The 24,623-nt window shown below is 71.5% G+C and carries 26 protein-coding genes; 19 read left to right on the plus strand and 7 right to left on the minus strand.

Annotation, left to right across the window (positions count from 1 at the left end):
* Nucleotides 1-241: 241 nt before the first annotated feature.
* Nucleotides 242-433, minus strand: coding sequence for a hypothetical protein (locus QSK25_RS06485; protein WP_285634591.1), 192 nt, complete (start codon nt 431-433; stop codon nt 242-244).
* A gap of 23 nt (nt 434-456) precedes the next feature.
* A complete protein-coding gene (locus QSK25_RS06490) occupies nt 457-1,011 on the minus strand; it encodes an EF-hand domain-containing protein (RefSeq protein WP_285634594.1) in 555 nt (184 codons plus the stop codon).
* On the opposite strand from QSK25_RS06490, the gene QSK25_RS06495 reads away from it, so the two are divergent.
* Entirely contained in the window at nt 1,010-2,608 is a 1,599-nt protein-coding gene (locus QSK25_RS06495; RefSeq protein WP_502881811.1) for a molybdopterin-dependent oxidoreductase, read from the plus strand. The genes QSK25_RS06490 and QSK25_RS06495 overlap by 2 nt on opposite strands.
* A 112-nt stretch (nt 2,609-2,720) precedes the next feature.
* Complete coding sequence (locus tag QSK25_RS06500; RefSeq protein ID WP_285634600.1) at nt 2,721-3,860, plus strand: carboxylate-amine ligase; 1,140 nt, start codon at nt 2,721-2,723, stop codon at nt 3,858-3,860.
* A gap of 10 nt (nt 3,861-3,870) precedes the next feature.
* On the opposite strand, the gene QSK25_RS06505 is transcribed toward QSK25_RS06500, so the two are convergent.
* Complete coding sequence (locus tag QSK25_RS06505; protein WP_285634603.1) at nt 3,871-6,747, minus strand: AfsR/SARP family transcriptional regulator; 2,877 nt, start codon at nt 6,745-6,747, stop codon at nt 3,871-3,873.
* 154 nt (nt 6,748-6,901) lie between these two features.
* On the opposite strand from QSK25_RS06505, the gene QSK25_RS06510 reads away from it, so the two are divergent.
* From QSK25_RS06510 to QSK25_RS06550, 9 genes are all read left to right on the plus strand, one after another.
* Entirely contained in the window at nt 6,902-8,554 is a 1,653-nt protein-coding gene (locus tag QSK25_RS06510) for a choice-of-anchor B family protein (protein ID WP_285634606.1), read from the plus strand.
* 47 nt (nt 8,555-8,601) lie between these two features.
* A complete protein-coding gene (locus tag QSK25_RS06515) occupies nt 8,602-9,468 on the plus strand; it encodes a DUF8832 domain-containing protein (protein ID WP_285634609.1) in 867 nt (288 codons plus the stop codon).
* Between the two features lie 36 nt (nt 9,469-9,504).
* Nucleotides 9,505-10,629: a sensor histidine kinase gene (locus tag QSK25_RS06520; RefSeq protein WP_285634612.1), complete on the plus strand. Its 1,125-nt coding sequence runs from the start codon at nt 9,505-9,507 to the stop codon at nt 10,627-10,629.
* Nucleotides 10,626-11,324, plus strand: coding sequence for a response regulator transcription factor (locus tag QSK25_RS06525; RefSeq protein WP_285634617.1), 699 nt, complete (start codon nt 10,626-10,628; stop codon nt 11,322-11,324). Before QSK25_RS06520 ends, QSK25_RS06525 begins: the two co-directional genes overlap by 4 nt.
* A gap of 54 nt (nt 11,325-11,378) precedes the next feature.
* Nucleotides 11,379-12,023 carry a DUF2306 domain-containing protein gene (locus QSK25_RS06530; protein ID WP_285634619.1) on the plus strand — a complete coding sequence of 215 codons (645 nt, stop codon included), beginning with the start codon at nt 11,379-11,381 and terminating at the stop codon, nt 12,021-12,023.
* Complete coding sequence (locus QSK25_RS06535; RefSeq protein WP_285634622.1) at nt 12,020-13,000, plus strand: NAD(P)-dependent alcohol dehydrogenase; 981 nt, start codon at nt 12,020-12,022, stop codon at nt 12,998-13,000. The genes QSK25_RS06530 and QSK25_RS06535 overlap by 4 nt, the downstream gene beginning before the upstream one ends.
* Before the next feature lie 153 nt (nt 13,001-13,153).
* Nucleotides 13,154-13,816, plus strand: coding sequence for a VldE C-terminal domain-containing protein (locus tag QSK25_RS06540; protein WP_285634625.1), 663 nt, complete (start codon nt 13,154-13,156; stop codon nt 13,814-13,816).
* 35 nt (nt 13,817-13,851) lie between these two features.
* Entirely contained in the window at nt 13,852-14,085 is a 234-nt protein-coding gene (locus QSK25_RS06545; protein ID WP_285634628.1) for a GntR family transcriptional regulator, read from the plus strand.
* 21 nt (nt 14,086-14,106) lie between these two features.
* On the plus strand, nt 14,107-14,229 hold the full coding sequence (locus QSK25_RS06550) for a hypothetical protein (RefSeq protein WP_285634631.1): 123 nt from the start codon (nt 14,107-14,109) through the stop codon (nt 14,227-14,229).
* Between the two features lie 114 nt (nt 14,230-14,343).
* Here QSK25_RS06550 and QSK25_RS06555 read toward each other — a convergent pair whose 3' ends face one another.
* Nucleotides 14,344-15,069 carry a phosphotransferase enzyme family protein gene (locus tag QSK25_RS06555; RefSeq protein WP_285634634.1) on the minus strand — a complete coding sequence of 242 codons (726 nt, stop codon included), beginning with the start codon at nt 15,067-15,069 and terminating at the stop codon, nt 14,344-14,346.
* Between the two features lie 139 nt (nt 15,070-15,208).
* On the opposite strand from QSK25_RS06555, the gene QSK25_RS06560 reads away from it, so the two are divergent.
* Nucleotides 15,209-15,403 carry a DUF3072 domain-containing protein gene (locus QSK25_RS06560; protein ID WP_285634637.1) on the plus strand — a complete coding sequence of 65 codons (195 nt, stop codon included), beginning with the start codon at nt 15,209-15,211 and terminating at the stop codon, nt 15,401-15,403.
* A 58-nt stretch (nt 15,404-15,461) separates the two neighbouring features.
* Here the strand turns inward: QSK25_RS06560 and QSK25_RS06565 are convergent, their stop codons facing one another.
* Entirely contained in the window at nt 15,462-16,358 is an 897-nt protein-coding gene (locus tag QSK25_RS06565) for an SDR family NAD(P)-dependent oxidoreductase (protein ID WP_285634640.1), read from the minus strand.
* A gap of 154 nt (nt 16,359-16,512) precedes the next feature.
* On the opposite strand from QSK25_RS06565, the gene QSK25_RS06570 reads away from it, so the two are divergent.
* A complete protein-coding gene (locus tag QSK25_RS06570; RefSeq protein WP_285634643.1) occupies nt 16,513-16,983 on the plus strand; it encodes an SRPBCC family protein in 471 nt (156 codons plus the stop codon).
* Nucleotides 16,980-18,578: a phytoene desaturase family protein gene (locus QSK25_RS06575; protein ID WP_285634645.1), complete on the plus strand. Its 1,599-nt coding sequence runs from the start codon at nt 16,980-16,982 to the stop codon at nt 18,576-18,578. The genes QSK25_RS06570 and QSK25_RS06575 overlap by 4 nt, the downstream gene beginning before the upstream one ends.
* 89 nt (nt 18,579-18,667) lie before the next feature.
* Here the strand turns inward: QSK25_RS06575 and QSK25_RS06580 are convergent, their stop codons facing one another.
* Nucleotides 18,668-20,011: a glycoside hydrolase family 10 protein gene (locus QSK25_RS06580; RefSeq protein WP_285634648.1), complete on the minus strand. Its 1,344-nt coding sequence runs from the start codon at nt 20,009-20,011 to the stop codon at nt 18,668-18,670.
* A 334-nt stretch (nt 20,012-20,345) separates the two neighbouring features.
* On the opposite strand from QSK25_RS06580, the gene QSK25_RS06585 reads away from it, so the two are divergent.
* From QSK25_RS06585 to QSK25_RS06595, 3 genes are all read left to right on the plus strand, one after another.
* A complete protein-coding gene (locus tag QSK25_RS06585) occupies nt 20,346-21,800 on the plus strand; it encodes a non-reducing end alpha-L-arabinofuranosidase family hydrolase (protein ID WP_285634651.1) in 1,455 nt (484 codons plus the stop codon).
* A gap of 97 nt (nt 21,801-21,897) precedes the next feature.
* Nucleotides 21,898-22,074 carry a CsbD family protein gene (locus tag QSK25_RS06590; RefSeq protein ID WP_285634653.1) on the plus strand — a complete coding sequence of 59 codons (177 nt, stop codon included), beginning with the start codon at nt 21,898-21,900 and terminating at the stop codon, nt 22,072-22,074.
* A gap of 85 nt (nt 22,075-22,159) precedes the next feature.
* Entirely contained in the window at nt 22,160-22,330 is a 171-nt protein-coding gene (locus QSK25_RS06595) for a hypothetical protein (RefSeq protein ID WP_285634656.1), read from the plus strand.
* A 7-nt stretch (nt 22,331-22,337) separates the two neighbouring features.
* Here QSK25_RS06595 and QSK25_RS06600 read toward each other — a convergent pair whose 3' ends face one another.
* Nucleotides 22,338-23,195 (minus strand): DUF1963 domain-containing protein, encoded by an 858-nt coding sequence (locus tag QSK25_RS06600; RefSeq protein ID WP_285634659.1) that lies wholly within the window; start codon nt 23,193-23,195, stop codon nt 22,338-22,340.
* 115 nt (nt 23,196-23,310) lie between these two features.
* Between QSK25_RS06600 and QSK25_RS06605 the strand changes: the two genes are divergently transcribed.
* On the plus strand, nt 23,311-23,796 hold the full coding sequence (locus QSK25_RS06605) for a DUF6301 family protein (RefSeq protein ID WP_285634662.1): 486 nt from the start codon (nt 23,311-23,313) through the stop codon (nt 23,794-23,796).
* Entirely contained in the window at nt 23,793-24,611 is an 819-nt protein-coding gene (locus tag QSK25_RS06610) for a TY-Chap domain-containing protein (RefSeq protein WP_285634665.1), read from the plus strand. The genes QSK25_RS06605 and QSK25_RS06610 overlap by 4 nt, the downstream gene beginning before the upstream one ends.
* Nucleotides 24,612-24,623: the final 12 nt, after the last annotated feature.

Below are 24,623 nucleotides of genomic sequence, written 5' to 3' on the forward strand. Positions count from 1 at the left end.
AGCGGCGAACCAGTGTAGGAGAGGACAAAAACGTGACAACGAATGAGGATGCTTTTGTCAATTGTGGACCGTGGGCGATTCGGCGGTTCGGGAGAACGAGGTCGCAGTCGCGGGCGAACACGGTGGTGGCGGCGCGGTCGCGGGCCTGGAGCTTCGCGGTCGGGGAACCGACGTGGGTCTTCACGGTGGTCTCGGCGAGGCCGATGTGCTCGGCGGTCTCGCGGTCGGACAGAGCGCGCGCTCAGGCACTGCCGGACCCAGTCTCGTCCCCGGTCTCACCCTCGACGGCCACGAACGCGGTGCCGTCGTCGAGGTAGCCGCCAGCCACGCGTCGTCCTCGTGGCCCCAGGTCCGCGACGGGCACCCGGCGGACCACCTCGCCGTCCGGGCAGGCGTGGAACGCGACGTCGTCCTGGTCGTGGGCGACGGTCATGAAGTGCCGGGAAGGTAGCTCGATCAGGTCAGTTGCAACGACCTCGGGTACAGCCAGCTGCCGGGCGTTCCCTCGGCCGGGTTCGTGTAGTACTCGTGCACCGCGTCCACGTACTCCTGGAGGCTGATCGAGCCGTCACCGTCGGTGTCGAGGTGGGTGAACGCGAGGCCGCACTCGGCGTCGGACAGGCCGCGGGCCTTCAGCAGGACCTGGAACTCCGCCGCCTCGACCCGGCCGTCGCCGTTCGCGTCGGCGAGCGCGAGCAACGACTCCGAGACCTCCAGGAAGACGTCGTCGAACTCGTCGACGTCCGCGAGCACCGTCGCCATCGCGGCGCGGTACTCGTCCTGGGTGATCCGGCCGTCGCGGTCGGTGTCGCAGCGCTCGACCAGCGTCTCCCAGAACCGGTCTGACGTCTCGATCAGCTCCCGGCCGCGGTCCGAGCCGGCGGGCTCGCCGAAGCCGCGCATCAGCCTGCCCGCGAGCGCGTAGAGGTCCGCGAGTTCGATGACGCCGTTGCCGTTGGCGTCGTAGTGGGCGAAGGTCGCCTCGATCCGGTGCAGCAGAACCTCGTTCATGACCGGAAACCCTGGCTGGCGGACGGCCAGAGCGCAACCGGTCTCGATCGGACGGACCCATCCGGCGGGCGCCCGGCTCCGAAGTACCGTCGTGAAGGCAACACGTTCAGTAGTCATCGGGCTGGTGTCGGTGGCCGCGGCGCTCGCGGCGGGGCATCTCGTCGCGGGGCTCATCAGTCCGCTGGCCTCGCCGTTCCTCGCGGTCGGCAACACCGCGATCGACCTGACCCCGCACCCGGTCAAGGACTTCGCGATCCGCACGTTCGGCGAGAACGACAAGCTGGTGCTGCTGGGCGGCATGGCGGTCGTGCTCGCCGGGCTCGGCGTGGTGGCGGGACTGCTGTCCCGGCGCAGTCCGTGGCCCGGCACGGTGCTCGCCGGGGCGCTCGGCCTGCTCGGCGTCGCCGCCGTGCTGGCGCGGCCGACCAGCACGACCTGGGCCGTCGTCGCCCCGCTCGCGAGCCTCGTGGCCGGTGTGCTGGCCTTCCGCTGGCTGTGGTCCCGGGAGAAGCCCGCCGAGGAACCGGGCCGCCGGAGGTTCCTGGCGTCGACCGCCGCGATCGCTGCGGGTGCCGGTGTCGCCGCGCTGGGTGGGCAGTGGCTCGCCGGACGCGTGGACGTCGAGGCCTCCCGGCGGGCGATCACGTTGCGGCCGCGGGTGAAGGCGCCGGAGATCCCGTTCGACGCGGACTTCGTGCGCGAAGGCACCCCGCCGTTCATGACGCCGCTCGACAAGTTCTACCGCGTCGACACCGCGCTGAGCATTCCGCGCCTGCGTGCGGAGGACTGGCGGTTGCGCGTGCACGGCATGGTGGACAACGAGATGGTGCTGACCTACGACGACCTGCTGCGCCGTCCTCTGGAGGAGAAGACCATCACGCTGGTGTGCGTGTCGAACGAGGTGGGCGGCCCGTACATCTCGACGGCGAACTTCATCGGCGTCTCGCTGCCGGACCTGTTGCGGGACGCGGGGGTCCGCCCGGGAGCCGACCAGCTCGCGACCCGCAGCGTGGACGGCTGGACGTGCGGCACGCCGGTGGAGTCCATCATGGCTCCCGGTTCGAACGCGATGCTGGCCATCGGCATGAACGGCGAACCGCTGCCCCTGGAACGGGGTTTCCCGGTGCGCATGGTCGTGCCCGGCCTCTACGGCTACGTCTCGGCCACGAAGTGGTTGGTGGACATGGAACTCACCACCTTCGACGCGTTCGACCCGTACTGGGTCCAGCGCACGTGGGCGAAGAAGGCGCCGGTCAAGACGATGTCGCGGATCGACCGCCCGAAGTCGTTCGAGCGGGTGCCCGCGGGCAAGTTCGTCGCGGCGGGCATCGCCTGGGCGCAGCACACCGGCATCGACCGGGTGGAGGTGCGGGTGGACGGTGGGCCGTGGCAGGAGACGACGCTGAGCACCGAGGTCAACGTCGACACCTGGCGGATGTGGCGCATCGAGCTGGACCTGAAGGAGGGCAACCACACCGTGGAGTGCCGCGCGACCGACCGGAAGGGCTACACCCAGACCGACCAGCGCGCGGCCCCGATCCCGGACGGCGCCACCGGCTGGCACTCGATGGTGTTCACCTCCGTAGCGGGGTCGTGACCGGCGGTCGCTGAACCGTCCTTCCCGGAGCGCGCAGGTGTGATCAGCCGCCCGATCGGGTAATCCGCCGATCCCGATGGCGGGCTGATGCCCCGAGCAGGACGGTGAACACGTGGCCAAGGCGCCTTCGAGAGACGCGTGGTGTCCGACGATCGGCGTGGAGGAGGAGTTCCTCCTCGTCGACCCGGACACCGGGGTCCCGGTCAACCGTGCGGACGACGTCGTGACGGTCGCCCGCGAACGGCTGGGCCTCGACCTGGACCACGAACTGACGGGTGCCCAGGTCGAGATCAACACCCCGGTGTGCGAGGACGCGGAGCAGGCCCGGCAGGAGTTGCTGAAGGCGCGGCGAACAGTGGCCCAGGCCGCGCGCATCGCCGGCTGCCGGGCCGTCGCCGTGGGCGCGCCGCCGCTGGGCGACGGGTCCGGCGAGATCACCGACAGCCTGCGCTACCGCCGGATCGCCCGTGAATTCGGTGCCCTGGCGGAACAACAGCTGATCTGCGGCTGCCACGTCCACGTCGCCGTGCCCGACCGGGAGACCGCCGTGCAGGTGTGCAACCACGTGCGCCCGTGGCTGCCGGTGCTGGCGGCGGTGACCACGAACTCGCCGTTCTCGGCGGGCGAGGACAGCGGTTTCGCGAGCTGGCGCTCCACGATCTGGTCGCGCTGGCCGGTGTCCGGCCCGCCGCCGATCTTCGAGTCGTGGCAGCACTACGAGGAGGTCTGCGCCACGATGATCGAGGCGGGCACCGCCCTGGACCGGGCGATGGTCTACTGGGACGTCCGCCCCGCGACCGAACTGCCGACCGTCGAGGTCCGCGTCGCCGACGTCGCCGTGACCGTGGACGACACCGCGCTGCTCGCGGCACTCGTCCGCGCCCTCGTCGCCCAGGCCACCGTCGACGTCGCCGAGGGCGTCCCCGTGCCGCAGGTCCCGCAGGAGACGTTGCGGCAGGCCTGCTGGGGAGCGGCGAACGAAGGCCTGCGGGGCGACGCCTGGGACGTGCTGGCCGGCGAGCTGAGGCCGGTGCGGGACCAGCTGGACGACCTCGTCCGGCGGTTGACCCCGGTGCTGGAGGTCAACGGCGATCTGCCCGTGGTGCAACGGGGTCTGCGGCTGCTGGACCGCGAGGGGAGCGGTGCCGAACGGCAGCGCCGGGCGTTCCGCGCGGGCCAGGTGGGGCCGTTGCTGGACCTGCTCGACATCGACAACGCGAATCCCGGCGTGGAGGAGCCCACGGCGTCCTGACCGGAGGCGCTCACCCCCGGCGGCCGGTCGCGGTGTCCTTGCCGCACAACGCGATCCCGGCCGCCGCGCGGTCCTGTTCGTCCTGGTCGCCGGTCTCCGTCGCGATCGCCAGCGCCTCCCGGTGCGCGGCCGGCGCACCCGGACGCCCGGCCGCGCGCAGGGCTTCGGCCAGGCCGTTCAACGCGTTCGCCTCGCCGTAGCGGTGCCCGGTCGCCCGGAAGATCTCCAGCGCCTGCTCGTGCTGAGCGATCGCCTCCTCCGGGCGGCCCAGGTCGACGTGCACCTGGCCCAGCGTCGACAGGGCGGCGGCCTCGCCGTAGCGGTGGCCCAGGGCGCGGAAGTGGACGAGGGCCTGCCGCAGGTGGGCCGCGGCGGTGGTGTGGCGGCCGAGGTGGGTGTAGGCCTCGGCGAGGTTGGTGAGCGCGGTCGCCTCGCCCGCCCGGTCGCCCAGCGCGCGGAACAGCTCGCGGCCCGCGTTGAGGGCCCCGGCGGCTCCCGCGTGGTCGCCGGTCTGGCCCTGCACGGTGCCGAGGTTGGTGAGCGCCGAGGCGGTGCCGTGCCGGTCGTCCAGTTCGCGGTAGCGGGTGAGCGCCTCCCGCAGGTGGCCGAGCGAGGCGGGAACGTCGCCGAGGCGGTCCTCGACGATGCCGAGGTGCGCCAGCGCGCGGGCCTCGCCGGCGCGGTCGGCACCCGTGCGGTGCAGGCGGAGCGACTGGCGCAGGCGGGCGGCGGCGGGGCCGTAGCGGCCGAGCAGGCGGTGCACCGCACCCAGGTTGGTCAACGCCCGCGCCTCGCCCTCGCGGTCGCCGACCAGGCGTGCCGCCCGCAAACCGTTGGTGTGCACGACGAGCGCGTCGGAGTGGTGCCCGGCCTCGAGGTAGCGGTAGAGCACCTCGGCCAGCCGCATGGCCTGGCGCGGGCGGTCGTGGCGGGTGGCGAACGCGCACAGGTCGGTCAGGTTGGCCCGTTCCGCGTCGAGCCACGCGCGCGTCCGGGCCGGGTCGGTCGCCGGCGCGGCCGCCCGGACGGTGGGGTAGACGGACTCCACCGCGGTCGCGGCGGACGCCAGGTAGTGGTCCAGCAGCCGGTCGAACGCCGCGGTCCGTCCGGGATCGTCCTGCGCCAGTTCGACGGCGTAGGCGCGCAGCAGGTCGTGCATCGAACACCGCCCGGCCGGACCGCGATCCACCAGGTGCGCCCGCACGAGCACGTCCACCAGCCGGCGTGCGGTGTCGGAGTCCGCGTCGGCGAGCGCGGCGGCGCAGGCGACGTCGAAGTCGCGGCCGGGATGCGCGCCCAGCAACCGGAACAGCCGCGCCGCCTCGGCCGGGAGGTGCTTGTAGGACCAGGAGAGCACCTCGCGCACCGCCGCCCGGTCGTCCCCGCCGCCGTCGAGCAACCGCAGCCGCCGCTGCCGGTCGCCGAGTTCGCGCACCAGGTCCGCGAGCGGCGTCTCGGGAGAGCTGAGCACGAGTTCCGCGGCCACCCGCAACGGCAGCGGCAGGAACGCGCACTGCGCGGCCAGTTCCGCCAGCGCCGCCGACGGCCGGTCGCCGATCAGCCCGCGCAGCAACGTGATCGCGTCACCCCGCCGCAACGGCCGCAGGTCGAGCCGGCGCGCCCCGTGCACCGCGACGAGGCTCGCCAGGCTGTCCCGGCTCGTCACCACGACCACGCACGACGGCGCGCCCGGCAGCAGCGGCCGCACCTGCTCGACCGCCGCCGCGTTGTCCAGCACGACCAGCAGCCGCCGGTCGGCCACCTCGGTCCGGTACCGGGCCGCCCGCGCGTCCACGCCGGCCGGGATCGCGGTCACCCCCAGCGCCTCCAGGAACCCGCCCAGCACGTCCGCCGCGGCCACCGGTGTGCCCGCCTCGTACCCGCGCAGGTTCACGTACAGCTGGCCGTCGGGGAACTCCGGCCGCAGCCGGTGTCCCCAGTGGACGGCCAGCGCCGTCTTGCCCACCCCTGCCGTTCCGCACACCGCGATCACCGCCGTGGCCGAGGGGTCGCGGCCGGCGAGCACCCCGTCGAGCGCGGCCAGTTCCGCCGCGCGGCCCAGGAAACCGGGTGCGTTGGCGGGCAGCTGGGCCGGGGCCGGACTCCGTCGTGACGGGACCACCGGTGGTTCGTCGAGCAACGCCGCGTGCGCCCCGGCGAGTTCCGGTCCCGGGCCGATCGCGAGTTCGTCGCGCAAGACCCGCCGGGCGCTGTCGTAGACGGCGAACGCGTCGGCCCGCCGCCCGGCGGCCGCGTAGGCGTGGACGAGAAGTGCCTGCACCGCTTCGTCCAACGGTTGTCCGGCCGTGTGCTCCACCAGCAGCGGCGCCACCTCGACCGCCCGGCCCAGCCCGATCATGATCTCGGCGTGCGCGAGCAACGCGGTGCGCCGTTCGCCCATCAGCGCGACGACCTTCGCGTGGCCGGCCAGAGCGGGGTGATCGGCGAACGGCCGCCCCTGCCACAACCCGAGCGCCGTGCCGAGCAGTCCGGCGACCTCCTCCGCGGCCGAAGTCCGCGCGGCCGCCGCGACGAGCGCGCGGAACCGTCCCACGTCGACCTCGTCGTCCGGCAGCCGCAACGCGTACCCGTCGCCGGCGAACGGAATGCTGGTGCTGCGCGCATATCGGTGGCGGTCCGGGTCGAACAACCGGCGCAGGTGCTTGACGTGCGTCTGGATCACGTTGGTGGCGCTGGGCGGCGGGTCGTCGCCCCACAGCGCGTCGATCAGGTCCGCTCGCGGCACCACCCGGCCGCCCGCCAGGGCGAGCAGGCCGAGCACCGCGCGTCTGCCCGCAGGTCCGAGCTCGATCTCCCGACCGTTCCGCCAGGCCCGAACCGGGCCGAGAACCTGGACGCGCAACAGCACCCCCCATGCCACGACCATGCTGGCACGGTCCGTTCGGGCGCGGCAACGCCCGAGACCAGACGAACGAAGGTACACGCGGGGTGGACTGGCGCTCTACCGTCGGTGACTGATCGGAAACCCTGCACCCGACCGCGTCCTGAGCGGCCGGGATTTCCGTGAGGAGCCCAACTTCATGAAAACCCTGCGCCTGGGGGCGCTCGCGGTGCTCACGGCATCGGCGATCGCCCTCACGATGTCGGGCGCCTCGGCGCACGACCCGGACACCCCCGAGGGACAGGCGGCGGCCAGAACGTTCATGGCCGACTTCCAGCCCGCCGAACGGCACTCCGTCACGAACACCGCGGCCGGTGTGCCGTGCGTGAACGGCAAGGCCGACATCTACCCGTGCAAGAACGTCGACCTGCTCAGCGTGCTGCCGCTGGCCCAGATCGGCGGCGGCAACGGCAACGACATCTGGGGCTGGACCGATCCGTCCTCCGGCAAGGAGTACGCGATCGTCGGCCGCACCAACGGCACCGCGTTCGTCGACGTCAGCACGCCCACCGCGCCGAAGTACCTGGGCAACCTGCCGTCCAACGGCGGTAGCAGCTCGTGGCGTGACATGAAGGTCTACAAGGACCACGCGTTCATCGTCGCGGACTTCATCACCGGCCACGGGATGCAGGTGTTCGACCTGACCCGGCTGCGCACGATCACGTCGCCGCAGACCCTCACCGCCGACGCCCTGTACAAGGAGTTCGGCCCGGCGCACAACATCGCCATCAACGAGGAGACCGGATACGCGTACGCGATCGGCTCCAACACGTGCAGTGGCGGCCCGCACATGGTCGACATCCGCACGCCGAAGCAGCCGAAGAACGCGGGGTGCGTCTCGCAGGACGGCTACACGCACGACAACCAGTGCGTCGTCTACCGCGGCCCGGACGCCGGCTACCGCGGCCGGGAGATCTGCTTCAACTCCAACGAGGACACGCTGACGATCGTCGACGTGACCGACAAGGCCAACCCCGTGCAGATCGCGCGCAAGGGCTACTCCGGCGCGCAGTACTCGCACCAGGGCTGGCTGACCGAGGACCAGCGCTACTTCCTGCTCGACGACGAGCTCGACGAGTCGCGCGGCACCGACAAGCGCACCAAGACCTACATCTGGGACCTCGCGTCGCTGGCGAACCCGGTGCACACGGGTGTCTACAGCTCGCCCGCGAGCGCGATCGACCACAACCAGTACATCAAGGGCAAGTACTCCTACCAGGCCAACTACCAGGCCGGTCTGCGCATCCTCGACGTCAGCGGCGTCGCGAACGCGCAGCTGTCCGAGGCCGGGTTCTTCGACATCTACCCGGCGGGTGACGAGGCCAAGTTCAACGGCGCGTGGAGCAACTACCCGTACTTCTCGAGCGGCATCGTCCTGGTGAACGGCATCGAGCAGGGCCTGGTCGTGGTCAAGCCCAACCTCGGCACCACCGAACCACCGCCCGCGGGCAAGAAGTTCGAGAACACCGCCGACGTGCAGATCCCGGACGCCGGCGCGGCCGTCACGTCCCCGGTCACCGTGTCGGGCGTCAGCGGGAAGGCACCGTCCGCGCTCAAGGTGAACGTCGACGTCAAACACAGCTACCGCGGTGACCTGGTGATCGACCTCGTCGCCCCGGACGGCACGTCGTTCCGGCTCAAGGGGTCGGGCAACGACTCGGCGGACAACGTGATCACCACCTACACCGTGGACGCCTCGGCGAGGACCGCGGACGGCACCTGGCAGCTCAAGGTCCAGGACGTCGCCAGGGCCGACACCGGCTACGTCGACGCGTGGAGCCTGCAGTTCTGAGCTGACCGGGGGTGCTCCCGCGGGGGCACCCCCTCCAGGAGTCGATCATGCGCAAACTCGGGGTCACCGACTGGCTCTTCGCCCTCATCGCCGTCGTCATCGTGGGCGCGGGCGGTGTCATGCTGTTCGGCACCAGCGCGCCACCGATGCAACACCAGAACATGGGCGCGGTCGTCCCCGCCTCGCACAGCGACGGACTGTCCGAAGCAGAGGGTGACTATCGGATCGAACGCGTCGCCGTGCCCGCCGAGCGCGGGGCGTCGGTGCCCATCGCGTTCCGCATCCTCGGCCGCGACGCCGAACCGGTCACCCGGTTCCTGGACAACCAGACCAAGCAGATGCACTTCTTCGTCGTGCGCGACGACATGCACGTGTTCCGGCACGTCCACCCGTTGCTGGAGGGCGACACCTGGCGCACGGCCGTCGACCTGCCCGACGGCGGCGCCTACCGGATGTTCGCCGAGTTCGTCCCCCTCGACACCAAAGACCCGCTGCACCCGGTGGTGCTCGGCGTTCCGTTCAGCCTCGCCGGCGACACCGCTCTGGTGCCCGTGCCGGCGCCGGACGCCCGTGCCGTCACCGAGACCGGGTACACCGTCACCCGCGTCGACCAGCCCGCCGCGCTGCCGTTGCTCGCCGAACGCTCGATCAGGCTCGCGATCCGCACCCCGGACGGCACGCCGGTGGAGCGGCTCGAACCGCACCTGGGCTCCAACGGGCACATGACCGGGTTCCACACGATGCTGCTGTCCGCCACCCACCTGCACCCGGTGGAACCGGCCGGGGCGCCGTTGATCGACGGCGAACTCACGTTCCGCTCGGTGTTCGCCGAACGCGGCGAGTACCGGCTGTTCCTGGAGTTCTCGCACGGCGGACGGCTGCACACGGCCGCGCTCACCGTCGCGGTGCAGTGACACCGTGCGGGGACGCCGTTCTCGTACGATTGCGGGGTGTTCGCCCTTCTGCGGTCGGTGTGGGACGAGCCGCGCCCGGCCCGTGCGGCGGCTCGGCCGTGGCAGGACCGGGCGCTCGTCGGCGTCCTGGCGGTGGTCGCCGTGCTGGAGGCGGTGCTGCGGCCGGAGCTGAGCTGGCGGGCGGGATCGCTCGCGCTCGCCCTGGTGCTGCTGCCGTTGCTGCTGGTGCGCCGGAGCCGGCCGTTGCTCGCGGTGGCCGGCGCGTTCGGGACCGCCGCCGCGGCGTCGCTGGTGTTCGGCGGCGAGCCCGGCCTGACCGTGCTGGTGTTCATGGTGCTGTTCCCGTTCGCGCTCTTCCGCTGGGGGTCCGGCCGCGAGTGGGTGTTCGGGCTGGCGGTGATGCTCGGCAAGGTCGGGTTGTCCGCGGCCCTCGGGTACCTCGGCCCCGGCGACGCGGTGGCGGGTTGCGCCGTGCTCGGGACGGCGTGCGCGCTGGGGGCCGCGGTGCGCTACCGGGGCAGGGCGCGGGCGCGGGAACTCGAGCAGGTCAAGCTGCTCGAACGGGAACGCCTGGCGCGCGACCTGCACGACACGGTGGCGCACCACGTGTCGGCGATGGCGATCCGCGCGCAGGCCGGCCTCGCGACGGCGCCGCACCGGCCGGAGGCGGCCACCGAGGCGCTCGCGTTGATCGAGGCGGAGGCCTCGCGGGCGCTCACCGAGATGCGCACGATGGTGCGGGCGTTGCGGCACAACGACTCCGCGGACCTGGCGCCCAGTCCGACCGTCGCCGACGTCGCGCTGCTCGCGAGCGTGGGCAGGCCGGGGCCGGAGGTGGACGTCCGGATCGACGGAGCCGTCGACGACCTGCCGAAGTCGGTGGGCACCGCCCTCTACCGGCTCACCCAGGAGTCGGTCACCAACGCCCGCAGGCACGCCCGGCACGCCACCCGCATCGAGGTGCGGGTCAGCGTCGGCGAGACGGCGGTGCGGCTGCGGGTCAGCGACGACGGCGAGACCGGCAGAACCCCGGCGGCACAAGGGCACGGGCTCATCGGCATGAAGGAGCGCGCGACGTTGCTCGGAGGCACCTGTGAGGCAGGCCCGGACGCGAGCGGCTGGACGGTGACCGCCGTGCTGCCACTGGGAGCTACGCGATGAACGTTCGCGTGCTGGTCGCCGACGACCAGGAGATCGTCCGCACCGGCCTCGCGATGATCCTCGACGCCCAGCCCGGCATCGAGGTCGTCGGCGAGGCCCCCGACGGCAGGCAGGCCGTGGAACTCGCGCGCAGGCTGCGGCCGGACGTGTGCCTGTTCGACATCAGGATGCCCGGCGTCGACGGCATCGAGGCCACCCGGCTGCTCGCCGGACCGGGTGTGGCCGAACCGCTCGCCGTCGTCGTGATCACCACGTTCGACCTCGACGAGTACGTCTACGCGGCGTTGCGGGCGGGCGCCAAGGGGTTCCTGCTCAAGGACGCCGGACCCGCGCTGCTCGCCCAGGCCGTGCACGCCGCGGCCGCCGGTGACGCCCTGATAGCCCCGAGCGTCACCGCCCGGCTGCTGGACGCGTTCGCCGACACCGGCCCGGCGGGCCCCGCCGTCCAGCCGGTCGACCCGCTCACCGACCGGGAGGAGCAGGTCCTCGTGGCCGTCGCGAGCGGCCGCACCAACAACGAGGTGGCCCAGGACCTCCACATCACGCTCAGCACGGTGAAGTCGCACCTCACGAGTCTCATGGCGAAGATCGGGGCGCGGAACCGCGTCGAGGTCGCCATCTGGGCCTACGAGACCCGGCGCGTCCGCCGGTCAGCCGAAAGTACGACGAGCGGGCCCGACCGACGGCCGAGGTGATCGCGGCCCTTGTTCCGATGATCTGACCCCGTCCCGGGCGCCACGCTCGGTGGCATGAAATCCAGGTCCGACAAGCTCGTCCCGGCGGCGATCATCCTGTTCAGCGTCGTTCCGGTGCTCGGCGGCGCACTGCGGCTGACCGAACTCGGCGGCGGCGCGGAGATCACACCGGACAACGCGCGGTTCTTCGCCTCGCCCGTGCCCGTGGTGCTGCACGCCGTCACGGTCAGCGTCTACAGCCTGCTCGGCGCGTTCCAGTTCGCGCCGGGCTTCCGCCGCCGCAGACCGGCCTGGCACCGGCGGGCCGGTCGCGTTCTGGTCCTTTGTGGACTTGCAGGTGCGTCGTCCGGGCTGTGGATGACCGTCTGCTACCCGAAACCCGCCGATGTGGGCCCGTTGCTCACCGGTGTCCGGCTGGTGTTCGGCACGGCCTGGGCGGTGTTTCTCGTGCTGGGCTTCCTCGCCATCCGCCGTCGCGACGTCCGCGCCCACCGCGCCTGGATGGTGAGGGCGTTCGCGATCGGACTCGGCGCGGGCACGCAGGCGGTGCTGCTGAGCGCGTGGATCGCCGCCACCGGCCCGCTCGGCCAGGTCACGAAGGCGGTCCTGATGCTCGCCGCCTGGGTGCTCAACCTCGCCGTCGCGGAGTGGATCATCCGCGGCGCCCGCACTCGACAGCCGCAGGGAGCGACCCGATGAAGGCGATCGTGCAGAACCGTTACGGCTCACCGGACACGCTGGAACTCCGCGACGTGGAACTGCCGTCCGCTTCGGGCACCGAACTCCTCGTGCGCGTGCGCGCGGCGTCCGTGAACGCCTACGACTGGCACGTGATGCGTGGCGACCCCTACCTCGCCAGGCTCACCGGCATCGGCCTGGCACGCCCCAGGGCGACGATCCGCGGCCGCGACTTCGCCGGCACCGTCGAGGCGGTCGGCCGGGACGTGCGCCGCTTCCGGCCCGGCGACGAGGTGTTCGGCGACCTGGGCACCGCCGACGGAGCGTTCGCCGAGTACGTCTCGGTGCCGGAGGACCTGGTGGAGGCCAAGCCGTCCACTCTCACCTTCGAGCAGGCCGCCGCACTTCCGCTGGCCGGGCAGACCGCGCTGAAGGGCCTGCGCGGGAACCTCCAGCAGGGCCAGCGCGTCCTGATCAACGGTGCCTCCGGTGGCGTCGGCACGTTCGCCGTCCAGATCGCCCGGTCCCTCGGCGCCACCGTGACGGCCGTGTGCAGCACGCGGAACGCCGGCCTGGTGCGCTCACTCGGGGCCGACCACGTGCTCGACCACGTCAGTGCGGACTTCACCACCACCGGCGACCGCTACGACCTGGTGTTCGACCTGGTCGGCAACCACTCCCTGACCGGCCTGCGCCGCGCGCTCAGCCCCGGCGGCACGATCGTGCTGTCCGGCGGGGGAGTGTTCGACGGGGGCAGCCTGCTCGGGCCGATGCGCCTGATGCTGGGCGCGAAGCTGCGCGCGCCGTTCGTCCGCGACCGGGTCGTCGTGCTCACCACGGCGGCCGGCTGTGAACACCTCACCGCACTGCGGCATTTGGTCGAGTCGGGTGTCATCGGTCCGGTCATCGACCGCACCTACAGCCTCGCGGAGGCGTGTGATGCCGTCCGATATGTCGAAACTGGTCGCGCGCGCGGGAAGGTCGTTATCGCCCTGTGACCTGGGCGGACTGCGGCCTGGTCACGGTCCGTGTCAACGCGCTCACCAGAAGGGATGTGAGTAAGAACACTCGCCTGTGACTCTCTCGTGTTCATTTCGTAATGTGGCGGGCCGCGTGACCATGCCCTGTCCCCGACGGAAGTTGTTTCCCGAATGCCGGGCCGACATAGAACGAAGCAGGAACCCAACCGGAAGCTGCCCATCGCGGTCGCCGCCACCCTCACGGTCGGCCTCGTCGCGACCTTCTGGGTGGTCCGCAGCTCCGACCAGCCGGTCGATCCGACCGGTGCGGCCGCCCAGCTGGGCGCCCCGACCACCGCCGTGAGCCAGGAAACGCCGTCCCCCGCGGCGTCGAGCTCCGCGCCGTCGTCCTCGTCGGCGGCGCCGGTGACCACCACGCCGCCTCCGGTGACCACGACGACCACGCCACCCCCGCCCCCGCCGCCTCCACCCCCGCCGCCGTGCCCGACCACGCTGGAAGGCACCAAGCCGCACGTGGCGCAGGTCGGTCACCACGTCGCGGGCAAGTTCGGCGTCGACGACATCGGTGGTGCCGCCGGCCGCGCCGGTGGTGGCGAGCACCCGATCGGTCTCGCGCTGGACTTCATGGTGGACACGAACACCGGCAACGCGCTGGCCGACTACGTGCTGGCCAACCGCAAGGCGTTCGGCGTGACCTACGTGATCTGGCGTCAGCGCTACAACGACGGCAGCGGCTTCACGCCCATGGAGGACCGCGGCAGTCCCACGGCCAACCACATGGACCACGTGCACGTGTCGTTCGCGCCGAACGCGACGGTCAACGTCACCTGCTGAGCCGGGTCAAGGGCGGGCACCCGTTCCGCTCGGCGTTGCGGCTGCTCGTCGACCGCGGCCTGCCGGCGCACGAGCGGTACCGGGGAGCGGTCGTCGCGCGGCTCGGCCAGGCCCGCATCGACGAGATCTTCGACTACCGCAAGGTCCTCGAACTCGGCGCGCCGCGCATGGCCCTGGTCTCCGGGGCCGACCTGACCCCGTGCTGGCCGAGGTCGACCACCTCGAGTCGCTGGCCACGCGCACCCCGGCACCGTCGTGGCGCTAACTGACGCGCTTGCGCAGCGCACAAGGTGATCGTCGCGGCGGCCGGCCACCGCCACCTGCTCGTCAGCTACCGCCGCTGCGAGGACGAGGTGCGCCTGCTGCTCACGTTCGTCCGCCCCGACTTCGACGCCGCGAGCCTGACGCGCTGACCCACGACGTCGACCACGCGGGCCGGGCGGCGTTGCCGAGCGCCCTGCGGCGCGCCGAGGAGAGCAGGCGCCTGCTCGGCCGCTGAGGGGCAGCGGCGGGGATGCGCGACCTGTTCAGAGCGGCCTCACCTCGGCGAGCCGCTTGCGCGAGTAGTCGTCGTCCCAGCACACCGCGGCCTCCCACGCCGCCGAGGCCTGACCGGCGACGTCGTAGGCGCGGTCGTCGAGGCCGGCGGCGTTGCCGGGCAGTGCCAGGTCGAAGTCGGGAACGTCGACGTGCGCCTCGTCCCAGTCGATCAGCCCGACGCGCGAGGCGGTCAGGCGGACGTTGCCCGGGTTGAGGTCTCCGTGCAGGACGCAGGTGGGGCGCCCGGCGAGCCTTGCCCACGCGGTGCGGCAGCGGGCCACGGCCTCGGCGGGCATCGCGTCCAGGTCCACCTTCGTGCCGGTGGTGGTGTGCAGGAGGTCGGCCGACGAACGCCAGCCCGGGCGTTGTGGCCAGCCGGTCGTGAGGCTGTGCAGGGTGCGGAGCGTGTCGGCCACGCGGCGCCAGTCGGCCGGTGTTCGCGGTGGTTCGCCCTCCACGTAGGTCATGACGACGAGGCCGTCGGCGAACAGGCGGCCGTCGGTGGTGGGGATCGGGACGGGCACGGTCAGGCCGTGCCCGTCGAGGTGCCGCAGGAGGCCGGTCTCCCAGGCGAGGTCGGCGTCGGTGCGCGAACCCAGCCGGGCGACCGCCCGCTGTCCGTTCACGTGCACGCTCCACACGTCGTTCGCCACGCCGCCGGTGAGCCGTTCCAGGCGCACGGCGCCCCAGTGTTCGAGCGAGTCCCACCCCATGCGCCAGACCCTACGAGGTCTCCGCGACGGGGCAACCGAGTTCGGGGCCATGACCTGTCCGGGTTCGGGACTCACCAGCTCGGTGGTTGGAAAGCGGGCGGGCGGGGTAACTCGAACGGACGTTCGAAGGGAGAACCACGTGAACCGCACGCCCGAGAAGGACCCTCAGGACTGGACGACCGGTGACGAGCCCATGACCGGGCCGCAGGAGTCCTACCTGCACACGCTGGCGCAGGAGGCGGGTGAGGAGGTGCCCGCCGAGCTCACCAAGGTCGAGGCGTCCCAGCTCATCGACGAACTGCAGGACAAGACCGGCAGGGGGCAGGGGTCCTGATCCCGGTCCACTGCCCGGCGACTGCGAGCGGAGCGGTGTCGTGCCGGGGCGGAGGGCATCACCTGCCCGTCTTCCGCCCCGGCCAGCGCCCGCGGGTCTGTTCGCCCGCGGGGTTGGGCTCGTGCACGTTGCCCTCGGTGGGCGCGACCGCGGTCCTCGTGAGCGCGGCGAGGCGGAACAGCGGCCCGACGAGCAGGTCGTACAGGCGAGGCAGCAGCCGGAACGCGGTGACGATGAACGGGTTCGTGACGCCGACCGGGACCGAGACGTGCCGCCGCGGCCGCTCGGCCAGCCTGGTGATCACGGCGGCCACCCGCTCCGGGCTCACGACCGGGAACGGCGGCCTCGGGGCACGCCCGGTGTAGTTCGCGCCCTGGTCGTAGATCGGCGTGTTGACGCTGCCGGGGCTCACGACGCACACGTGCACCCCCGGTTCGTCGCGTGTTTCCTGTTGCAGGGTGCGGAGAACCGCTCGCTGACCCCACTTCGCCACCGCGTAGGCACCCATCTGCGGAACGGTGACCGAGCCGAGCAGCGAGTTCACCCCGATCAGCACGCCCGCGCGCTGGCGGCGCAGCACGGGCAACACCGCTCGAGCGAGGCCGGCCGTGCCGTGCAGCGCGGTGTCCACGACGGCGGTGAACACGTCCGCGGGCATGGCCTCGACGCTGCCGTAGCCCATGACGGTGGCGCTGTGCACGACGACGTCGGCGCGGCCGTGCCGGGCCAGCGTCTCCGTGACGATCCGCTCGGCGCCGCCGGGACGGCTCACGTCCGCGACGACGACGTCCACCGCGGCCGCACCCGCCGAGCGGCAGGCCTGCTCCGCCGCGGCGAGCGCGTCACCGCTGCGCGAGACGAGCACCAGGCGGTCGGCCAGGCGCGCGAACGCGAGCGCGGTGGCCAGCCCGATGCCGCTGCTGGCACCGACGACGAGCACCACACGACCGGTCATGGTTTTAGGCGTTCCCCTCAGTCGCTGGTCTTCCTCCCGGCGAGCGAATAGCCCGGACGAGCGCCGTCAAACTCCGCGGCCGCCGCATGAACACACCGGATTCAGGGAAGGAGGAAGTGCACACGGCTCCGCCACACGGCTCACGGGAGAAGTCATGATGAAGACAAGTCATGTCGTGGACACGAGTCCGGACACCGTCTTCGCCGTCCTGGCCGACGGCTGGTCCTACGCGGGCTGGGTGGTCGGCAACTCGCACATCCGCGACGTCGACGCGGGATGGCCCGCCGTCGGCACCCGCATCCACCACAGCGCGGGGGCGTGGCCCACGCAGATCGAGGACACCACCACGGTGCTCGCCGTCGAACCAGGACGGCTGCTCGAACTGGAAGCGCACCTGTGGGTGCTCGGCACGGCCAAGGTCCGCCTCACGATGTCGCCGGTCAACGGCGGCGCCGCCACGGAGGTGACCATGGAGGAGGAGATCGTGCGAGGACCGGCCCAGCTGGTTCCCGCGTTCCTGCAGGGAGTGCTGTTCCAGCCGCGCAACAAGGAGTCCCTCGCCCGGCTCGGCGATCTCGCCGTCGGCAGGGAGCCGTCGCGGCCGGACGCCGGGAAGCGCCGGTGACCGCGCCCTCGGGCACCGTGGACGCCGTGGTGATCGGTGCCGGTCCCAACGGCCTGGTCGCCGCGAACCTGCTCGCCGACGCGGGCTGGGACGTGCTCGTGCTGGAGGCCGCCCCGCAGCCCGGTGGCGCCGTGCGCACCGCCGAGTTCGTCGAACCGGGGTTCGCGAGCGACCTGTTCAGCTCGTTCTACCCGCTGGGCGCGGCGTCCCCGGTGCTGCGCGGCCTGGGGCTGGAACGCCACGGGTTGCGGTGGGTGCACGCTCCCGCCGTGGTCGCCCACGTGCTGCCCGACGACCGCTGTGCGGTCCTGTCGCGCGACATCGACGAGACGGCCGCGTCGCTCGCGGCGTTCTCCCCGGCCGACGAGGACGCCTGGCGCCGTGAGTTCGCGCTGTGGCAACGCATCCGCGGCGATCTCCTCGACTCCCTGTTCACCCCGTTCCCGCCGGTGCGGCCGGGAGCGCGGCTCGCGAGGACGCTCGGCGTAGCCGACGCCCTGCGGATGGCGCGGATGATCACCATGCCGGCCCGGACCTTCGGCGAGGAACGCTTCACCGGTGCCGGTGCCAGGGTCCTGCTCTCGGGCAACGCCCTGCACTCCGACCTGGGGCCCGGCCAGTCCGGCAGCGCGGTCTTCGGGTGGCTGCTCTGCATGCTCGCCCAGGACGTCGGGTTCCCGGTGCCCGAAGGCGGCGCGGGCGCGCTGACCGCGGCACTGGTGCGCAGGCTGACCGAGCGCGGCGGCCGGGTCGAGTGCGGCCGTGAGGTGACGGAGGTGCTCGTGGCCCGCGGCCAGGCCGTCGGCGTCACCGACAGCAGCGGTGAGCGGATCCGCGCACGGCACGCCGTGCTGGCGACCGTGCCCGCGCCCACGCTCTACGGCGGCCTGGTGGCCGCGGAGCACCTGCCGGCGCGCCTGCTCGAGGACCTGCGCAACTTCCACTGGGACGACGCGACCGTGAAGGTGGACTGGACCCTCTCCAAGCCCGTCCCGTGGCTCAACCCGCAGGCGAACTCCGCCGGCACCGTGCACCTGGACTCCGACGTCGACGGTCTCGCGGACTTCGGCGCGTCGCTCGCCACCGGCCGTCTGCCGGAGAACCCGTTCCTCCTGCTCGGCCAGATGACGACGACCGACCCGACGCGCTCACCGGAGGGCACCGAGGCCGCCTGGGCCTACACCCACGTGCCGCGCCGGATGACCTGGGACAGGGACGCCGTCCTGCGCCACGCCGACCGCGTCGAACAGGTCGTCGAACGCCACGCGCCCGGCTTCACCGCCGCGATCCGCGGCCGCCACGTGTCCGGCCCGCTTGACCTGGAGGAGCAGGACGCGAACCTGGTCGGCGGCGCGACCAACACCGGCACCTCCGCGATCCACCAGCAACTCGTGTTCCGCCCGCTGCCGGGAGCCGGGCGCGCGGACACCCCGATCGACCGGCTCTACCTCGCCGGGGCCTCGGCACACCCCGGCGGTGCGGTGCACGGCGGGCCCGGGGCGAACGCGGCGCGGGCCGCGCTGGCCAGGGCAGGAGCGGCAGGCGCGTGGTACGGCCGGTCGATGCGCGCCTTGCACGACCTGATCTACCGCTGAACCCCGGTCCCGTCCACAGTGGACGGGACCGGGGTCGCGGCCGCCTCACGCCGGCTGGGGCGTGCGGCGGGCACCGCGAGCGAGCCCGGTCAGGCGACCCGGCAGCTCACCGTCGGCCAGTTCCAGTTGCCGCCGTGCTGGATGGTGAAGCCGAACGTGTTGCCGTTGCCGTTGGGGCGCGCGGTCATCACGTTCGCGGTGTCCCAGCTGGCACTGGTGTTCCAGGTGGCGATGATCCGCTGGGGCGAACTCACCGTGACGGTCACGATCCAGTTGTCGGTCCCCGTCACGGTGACGTTGCCGTTGAAGCGGTCGCTCCACTTCTCACCCTCGGAGTACGTCGCGGTGCAGCCCCCGCCGCCGGGGTTGCCGGACGTGGTCGTCGTGGTGGTGGGCGGAGTCGTGCCGCCGGTGCCGGTGTTGAGGACGTTCAGCACCGAGTTGTAGGCGGCCTTCTTGTTGCCGCTGCCGTCGAACAGCAGGGGAGTGCCGGACGCGCGCCACGAGTCGCTGTCGCGGATGCCCCACACCGTGATGCCGGTGCAGCGCGAGACGGAGAGGCAGGCCTGGGTGACGCCCTGGTACTGCTGGGCCTGCGAGCTGCCGGAGCCCTCGATGTCGAGCTCGGTGATCTGCACGTCGACGCCGAGGTTCGCGAAGTTCTGCAACGTCGTGTGGTAGTTCGACGGCACCGGGTTGCCGCTGTTGAAGTGGGCCTGGAAGCCGACGCAGTCGATCGGGACGCCGCGCGACTTGAAGTCCTGCACCATCCGGTAGACGCCCTGGGTCTTGGCGTGCGACCAGTTGTCGGTGTTGTAGTCGTTGTAGCAGAGCTTGGCGTTGGGGTCGGCGGACCGCGCGGCCCGGAACGCGGCCTCGATCCAGTCGTTGCCGGTGCGCTGCAGGTTGGAGTCGCGCCGCCCGCCGCTGCTGCCGTCGGCGAACGCCTCGTTCACCACGTCCCACGCGTAGATCTTGCCGCGGTAGTAGCTCGCGACCTGGGTGACGTGGTTGAGCATCGCGTTGCGCAACGACGAACCGGACATGTTCTGCATCCAGCCCGGCTGCTGCGAGTGCCACGCCAGGGCGTGGCCGCGGACCCGCTTGCCCTGGTTGCGGGCCTGGTTGACGATCCGGTCCGCGTTGCCGTAGCTGAACTGGCCCTGGTTCGGCTCGGTCGCGTCCATCTTCATCTCGTTCTCGGCCGTGACCATGTCGAACTCGCGGTTCAGGATTCCGACGTAGGTCGAGTCGCCGAGCTTGTTGGCGGCGACCGCGGTGCCGAAGTACCGACCACTTTGCTGTGCGGCCGCGCCGAGCGTGGAGGCCGCACCGCTGGCGGGGGAGGCCCCGATGATCGCGGCGCCGGCGGCTGCGGCGACCAGGGCGGACACGAGCGCGGCTCGCGCTGCTGACTTCGCTGTCAGTGACATTTTTTACGGCGCTTTCTGATGAGCACCCGCGGACGGCGGGTGGAACGGATCAGTTCGCATCTGTGCTCTGGTGCTGCGGGAAACCCGGGACTGCGCCGTGTCCGCGGGTCGCTGTGCAAGAGCCACGAACAGTATTGGCAGAAGTTGTGAGCGTTATCAACCTTTCGAAACAGCTGCGGCACAACGAAAGCGACCTGGTGTCCACTGTGGATGCAGAATGCGAGTGCGCGCTTGTCGAACGCGTTCGACAGTTGCTTGACCGGCTGCGGGCGTTACCCCACAGTGTGGTGGCACTTGATCGCATCCTCATCGCCCCTGCGAAGTGGAGCACCTCATGGCCGCATCAGGCCGTCATCCCGTAGCCCGTGCCCTGGCCGCAGTCGCCGTCCTGCTCGGCGCCCTCCTCGCCGGCGTGACACCGGTGTCCGCCGCGACCGTGGACACCACCGCCTGGTACGTCCTGGTGAACCGGAACAGCGGCAAGGCGCTGGACGTCTACAACCTCGCCACGAACGACGGCGCGCGCATCGTCCAATGGGCCCGCAACGACGGGAACCAGCAGCAGTGGCAGTTCGTCGACTCCGGCGGCGGCTACTACCGGCTGAAGTCCCGGCTTTCGGGCAAGGTCCTCGACGTCCACAACTTCTCGACGGCGGACGGCGGCGCGATCGTCCAGTGGGCCGACGGCAACGGCACGAACCAGCAGTTCCGCCTCGCCGACTCCGACGGCGGCTTCGTGCGCCTGGTCAACCGCAACAGCGGCAAGGCCGTCGAGGTCCAGGGCGCTTCGACGGCGGACGGCGGCAGCGTCGTCCAGTACAGCGACTGGAACGGCGCGAACCAGCAGTGGCAGCTCGTCCGGGTCGGTGGCGGCGGCAGCGGCTGCCAGCTCCCGTCGACCTACCGCTGGTCGTCGACCGGCCCGCTGGCCCAGCCGAGGCAGGGGTGGGTGTCGCTCAAGGACTTCACGCACGTCGTCCACAACGGCAGGCACGTCGTCTACGCGACCACCCACGACACCGGCACGACCTGGGGTTCGATGAACTTCGGCTCGTTCACGAACTGGTCGGACATGGGCTCGGCGAGCCAGAACGCGATGAGCACCGGCGCGGTCGCCCCGACGCTGTTCTACTTCGCCCCCAAGAACATCTGGGTGCTCACCTACCAGTGGGGCCCGAGCACCTTCAGCTACCGCACGTCGAGCGACCCGACCAACGCCAACGGCTGGTCGTCCCCGCAGACCCTCTTCACCGGGCGCATCCCCGACTCCGGCACGGGCCCGATCGACCAGACGCTCATCGGCGACAGCACCACCATGTACCTGTTCTTCGCCGGGGACAACGGAAAGATCTACCGCGCCAGCATGCCCATCGGGAACTTCCCCGGCAGCTTCGGCTCGTCGTGGACGCAGATCATGAGCGATACGCAGGCGAACCTCTTCGAAGGCGTCGAGGTCTACAAGGTCCAGGGCCAGAACCAGTACCTGATGATCGTCGAGGCGATGGGCTCCGGCGGCCGGTACTTCCGGTCGTTCACCTCCAGCAGCCTGGGCGGGTCCTGGACGCCGCAGGCGGCCACCGAGGGCAACCCGTTCGCCGGCCGGGCCAACAGCGGTGCCACCTGGACCAACGACATCAGCCACGGCGACCTGATCCGCAGCAACCCCGACCAGACCAAGACGATCGACCCCTGCAACCTGCAGCTGCTCTACCAGGGACGTGATCCCAACTCCGGCGGCGACTACGGCCTCCTGCCGTACCGGCCGGGCCTGCTGACGTTGCAGCGCTGAACCAGCCCGAAATTTTCTCTCCCCGAGAAGATTGATCTTCGGCTCCTCCGGGCATCCCAGTGCCGCAGCACCTGGCACACCGACGGAGGACGACGAAATGGGCACCGACGACAAGATCGACGCCAAGTCCGACCAGCTCAAGGGCAAGGTCAAGGAGGGCGTTGGCGCCGCGACCGACGACGAGGGCCTGGAGGCGGAAGGCAAGGGCGACCAGGTGAAGGGTCACCTGAAGGAAGGCGTGGAGAAGGTGAAGGACGCCTTCAAGAAGGACTGACTTCTCCCAAACCCGCTATGAGCGTGCACCCGTTGGTGCACGCTCATAGACGTACATCAGCCACACAGCAGAAAGCCGAACGCTCTTGCGCACTCAGCACGGTGACGGTCAGACGTCCGTCACGACGCCGCACGCCGGCCTGACCCATGATCTGTTCAGCCACCCCGACCAGGTCGTCGCGGACGGCAGGCCCGGCACGCAGCCCGACGTCCAGTGGGCGCACACCAGCCTCTTCCAGGAAGCGCCCACCGGCTGAACCACGCCTACTCGCTGAACATGGTGAACGAGCGCATCCGTTCGAACCGCTGAGCCGTCAGGTCGTCGGTGCTGATCAGGAAGCACCCGTAGTGGTAGTCGCTCTCGGTGTAGAACTGCGCGAGCGGCACCCACTCCCTGGTCAACCGGTACTCCTCGACGTCGCTCGAGCCGAAGCGCTCCGCGTCGGGCGGTCCCGACTCGTGCCGGCTGCGGACGCCGGCCATCGTCAACTGCGTGAACGGGGTGTCCTGCCCGCCGATTCGCGAGCAGTAGCCGCCGAGGCGCAGCCAGGCACCGCGGTCCTGCTCCGGCCAGAGCTCGTCGACCAGTTCGCTGAGCTCCTCGGCGTGCTTCAGCTCGTCGTTCAGCTCTTCCAGCACCGCGTTGTCGAAGTCGTCCTCCCCGATCCACCTCGGCAGCACCGCCTCGACCGAGGCCGAGAGCGGCCGTGCGTCGCCGGGCTCGCCCGGTCCGGACGCCGGCGCGGTCTCCGTGCCCGCCGGAACGAAGAGGACGCGGGCGAACTCCGGCTCGTCGGCGGTCGGCGGGGCGAACAGGTCGTCTTCGTGGTCGAGGAAGAACAACAGCGTGCCGCCCTCCGGCAGGGCGAGCCCTTCGGCCCGCGGGAGGGCCGCGCAGTCGACGGAGGCGACGAAGGGCAACGGCGATCCGTTGGTGCTGCTGGGCCATTCGGCGCCCACGGGTAACCGCGGCACCCCGCCGAACTGTCCCATGACCTGCTCGCCCTCGCGGGTGATCCCGGCCCAGACCGCGAACCGGAGCTGGTCGGCGAACTGGACGATCTCGTCGTCGGGGAAGCCTCGATCGGTTGCGGCGCGGCGGAACTGCTCGTAGCGATCCATGGCGCCGCATGGTGGCAGATCGAGAAAACCTTGCCGTGACTGGGTATCGGCCGAGTTCCATAGGCCATGAATGGCTCCGGTCCGCATAGGACGCCCGGCATGAGACGATCGTGGGGTGAGCTGGAGAGCGATGACGCCCGACGAGGCCTGCGACCTCATGGACTTCTGGGACGCCGAGCCGTGGCCGCTCACGCGCGACCAGGTCCAGCAGCGCGCGGTCGAGTGGTTCGGGTGGACGGTCGAGGTCGACGACGGCGTCTCGTACCTCATGAACACGGTGTCCGGCTTCACCATCCCCGACGTGTCGACCATCGGCTCCAGGGGAGACCTGTCCTACATCGCCCTCCGCGTCGCGGACACGATCCGCGACGTCACGCGCGAGTCGCGGAGCTTCCTCGGGGACGCCTTCGCGCTCGTGGTGCGGGAAGGGGAATCCCGCTGGGGCGCCCCGGCGCTGAGCGACCGCGAGGAGACGCAGGCCGCGGTCTGGGACACCGCCTCCGGCGCCCAGATCTCCTTCACCCTGGCCCCGAAGGGACTTCGCGCGATGTTCAAGACCCCGCAGGGCGTGCGGCTCGACCGGAAGGTGGACCACTGGTGAGCCGCGACCGCCTGCCGCCGCCCGCCCGGTTCGTGAAGTACCGCGACGTCGCCTACCGGGTGCAGCACATGCCCGGCAAGTGGTGGATCACGGCGGACCACGCGGTCGACGAGTCGTTCGTGCAGAAGGGCCGGCGCACCTTCACGAGACAGCTGACGCACGAGGACGTGCTGGAGTGCTACGACCTCGCCCGCCCCGGCACCTACCGCGGCCTGGTCGTCGAGGTGTCGACCACCACCGCGGGGGCGTACGTGGTGACCACGCGCGACCCGGGGGCGTCGGCCGAGGGCTTCGAACGGCGCGACCACCGGACGCCGCTGGAGAAGGAGATCGCGTTCGAGGACACCGAGCTGGAGTTCACCACCACGCTCACGCCGGTGCCGATGCCGTGGAAGCTGGCGCACGACTGGGATTCGTTCACCGAACGACTGGTGGACGCGTTCCGCGACGTCACCGACGGTGTGTTCCTCATCGTTCACGCGGCGGCGGAACCTCGACGCTACGTGCAGTTCACCGCGGTGCCGGACCGGCTCTACGCGGAGGCGCCGGGCACGGACGTCTGGGCGGACACCGACGAGGTCCAGCTGCGCAGGTTCGACTGGGCCGCGCCGATCGTCACGCAGCCCAACTGGACCGCGGAGCTGCGCCGCCCCGCGCTCACGGCCGAGTTCCGGCGGTTGGCGCGGGCGTGTGCAGCGGCGCTGCACGAGGCGTACGGGATCACGAGCCCGGACGAGCTGACCTACCGGGCGTGGCGCCAGCCGATGGGCGACCAGGCCGCGGCGGTGCGGTTCCTGGCGCTCGGGCTCGGCTGACGGACCGGCTGA

It is taken from the genome of Lentzea sp. NBRC 102530, assembly GCF_030269365.1.
Classification (GTDB): domain Bacteria; phylum Actinomycetota; class Actinomycetes; order Mycobacteriales; family Pseudonocardiaceae; genus Lentzea.

Bases quoted from the DNA above. Each gene is read 5' to 3' on its own strand.
- QSK25_RS06540 (WP_285634625.1), top strand. From the start codon at position 13,154: ATGCCGGGCCGACATAGAACGAAGCAGGAACCCAACCGGAAGCTGCCC.
- QSK25_RS06580 (WP_285634648.1), bottom strand. From the start codon at position 20,011: ATGTCACTGACAGCGAAGTCAGCAGCGCGAGCCGCGCTCGTGTCCGCC.
- QSK25_RS06585 (WP_285634651.1), top strand. From the start codon at position 20,346: ATGGCCGCATCAGGCCGTCATCCCGTAGCCCGTGCCCTGGCCGCAGTC.
- QSK25_RS06525 (WP_285634617.1), top strand. From the start codon at position 10,626: ATGAACGTTCGCGTGCTGGTCGCCGACGACCAGGAGATCGTCCGCACC.
- QSK25_RS06515 (WP_285634609.1), top strand. From the start codon at position 8,602: ATGCGCAAACTCGGGGTCACCGACTGGCTCTTCGCCCTCATCGCCGTC.
- QSK25_RS06485 (WP_285634591.1), bottom strand. From the start codon at position 433: ATGACCGTCGCCCACGACCAGGACGACGTCGCGTTCCACGCCTGCCCG.
- QSK25_RS06490 (WP_285634594.1), bottom strand. From the start codon at position 1,011: ATGAACGAGGTTCTGCTGCACCGGATCGAGGCGACCTTCGCCCACTAC.
- QSK25_RS06510 (WP_285634606.1), top strand. From the start codon at position 6,902: ATGAAAACCCTGCGCCTGGGGGCGCTCGCGGTGCTCACGGCATCGGCG.
- QSK25_RS06555 (WP_285634634.1), bottom strand. From the start codon at position 15,069: ATGGGGTGGGACTCGCTCGAACACTGGGGCGCCGTGCGCCTGGAACGG.
- QSK25_RS06565 (WP_285634640.1), bottom strand. From the start codon at position 16,358: ATGACCGGTCGTGTGGTGCTCGTCGTCGGTGCCAGCAGCGGCATCGGG.
- QSK25_RS06535 (WP_285634622.1), top strand. From the start codon at position 12,020: ATGAAGGCGATCGTGCAGAACCGTTACGGCTCACCGGACACGCTGGAA.
- QSK25_RS06530 (WP_285634619.1), top strand. From the start codon at position 11,379: ATGAAATCCAGGTCCGACAAGCTCGTCCCGGCGGCGATCATCCTGTTC.
- QSK25_RS06570 (WP_285634643.1), top strand. From the start codon at position 16,513: ATGATGAAGACAAGTCATGTCGTGGACACGAGTCCGGACACCGTCTTC.
- QSK25_RS06495 (WP_502881811.1), top strand. From the start codon at position 1,010: ATGACCGGAAACCCTGGCTGGCGGACGGCCAGAGCGCAACCGGTCTCG.
- QSK25_RS06600 (WP_285634659.1), bottom strand. From the start codon at position 23,195: ATGGATCGCTACGAGCAGTTCCGCCGCGCCGCAACCGATCGAGGCTTC.
- QSK25_RS06505 (WP_285634603.1), bottom strand. From the start codon at position 6,747: ATGGTCGTGGCATGGGGGGTGCTGTTGCGCGTCCAGGTTCTCGGCCCG.
- QSK25_RS06590 (WP_285634653.1), top strand. From the start codon at position 21,898: ATGGGCACCGACGACAAGATCGACGCCAAGTCCGACCAGCTCAAGGGC.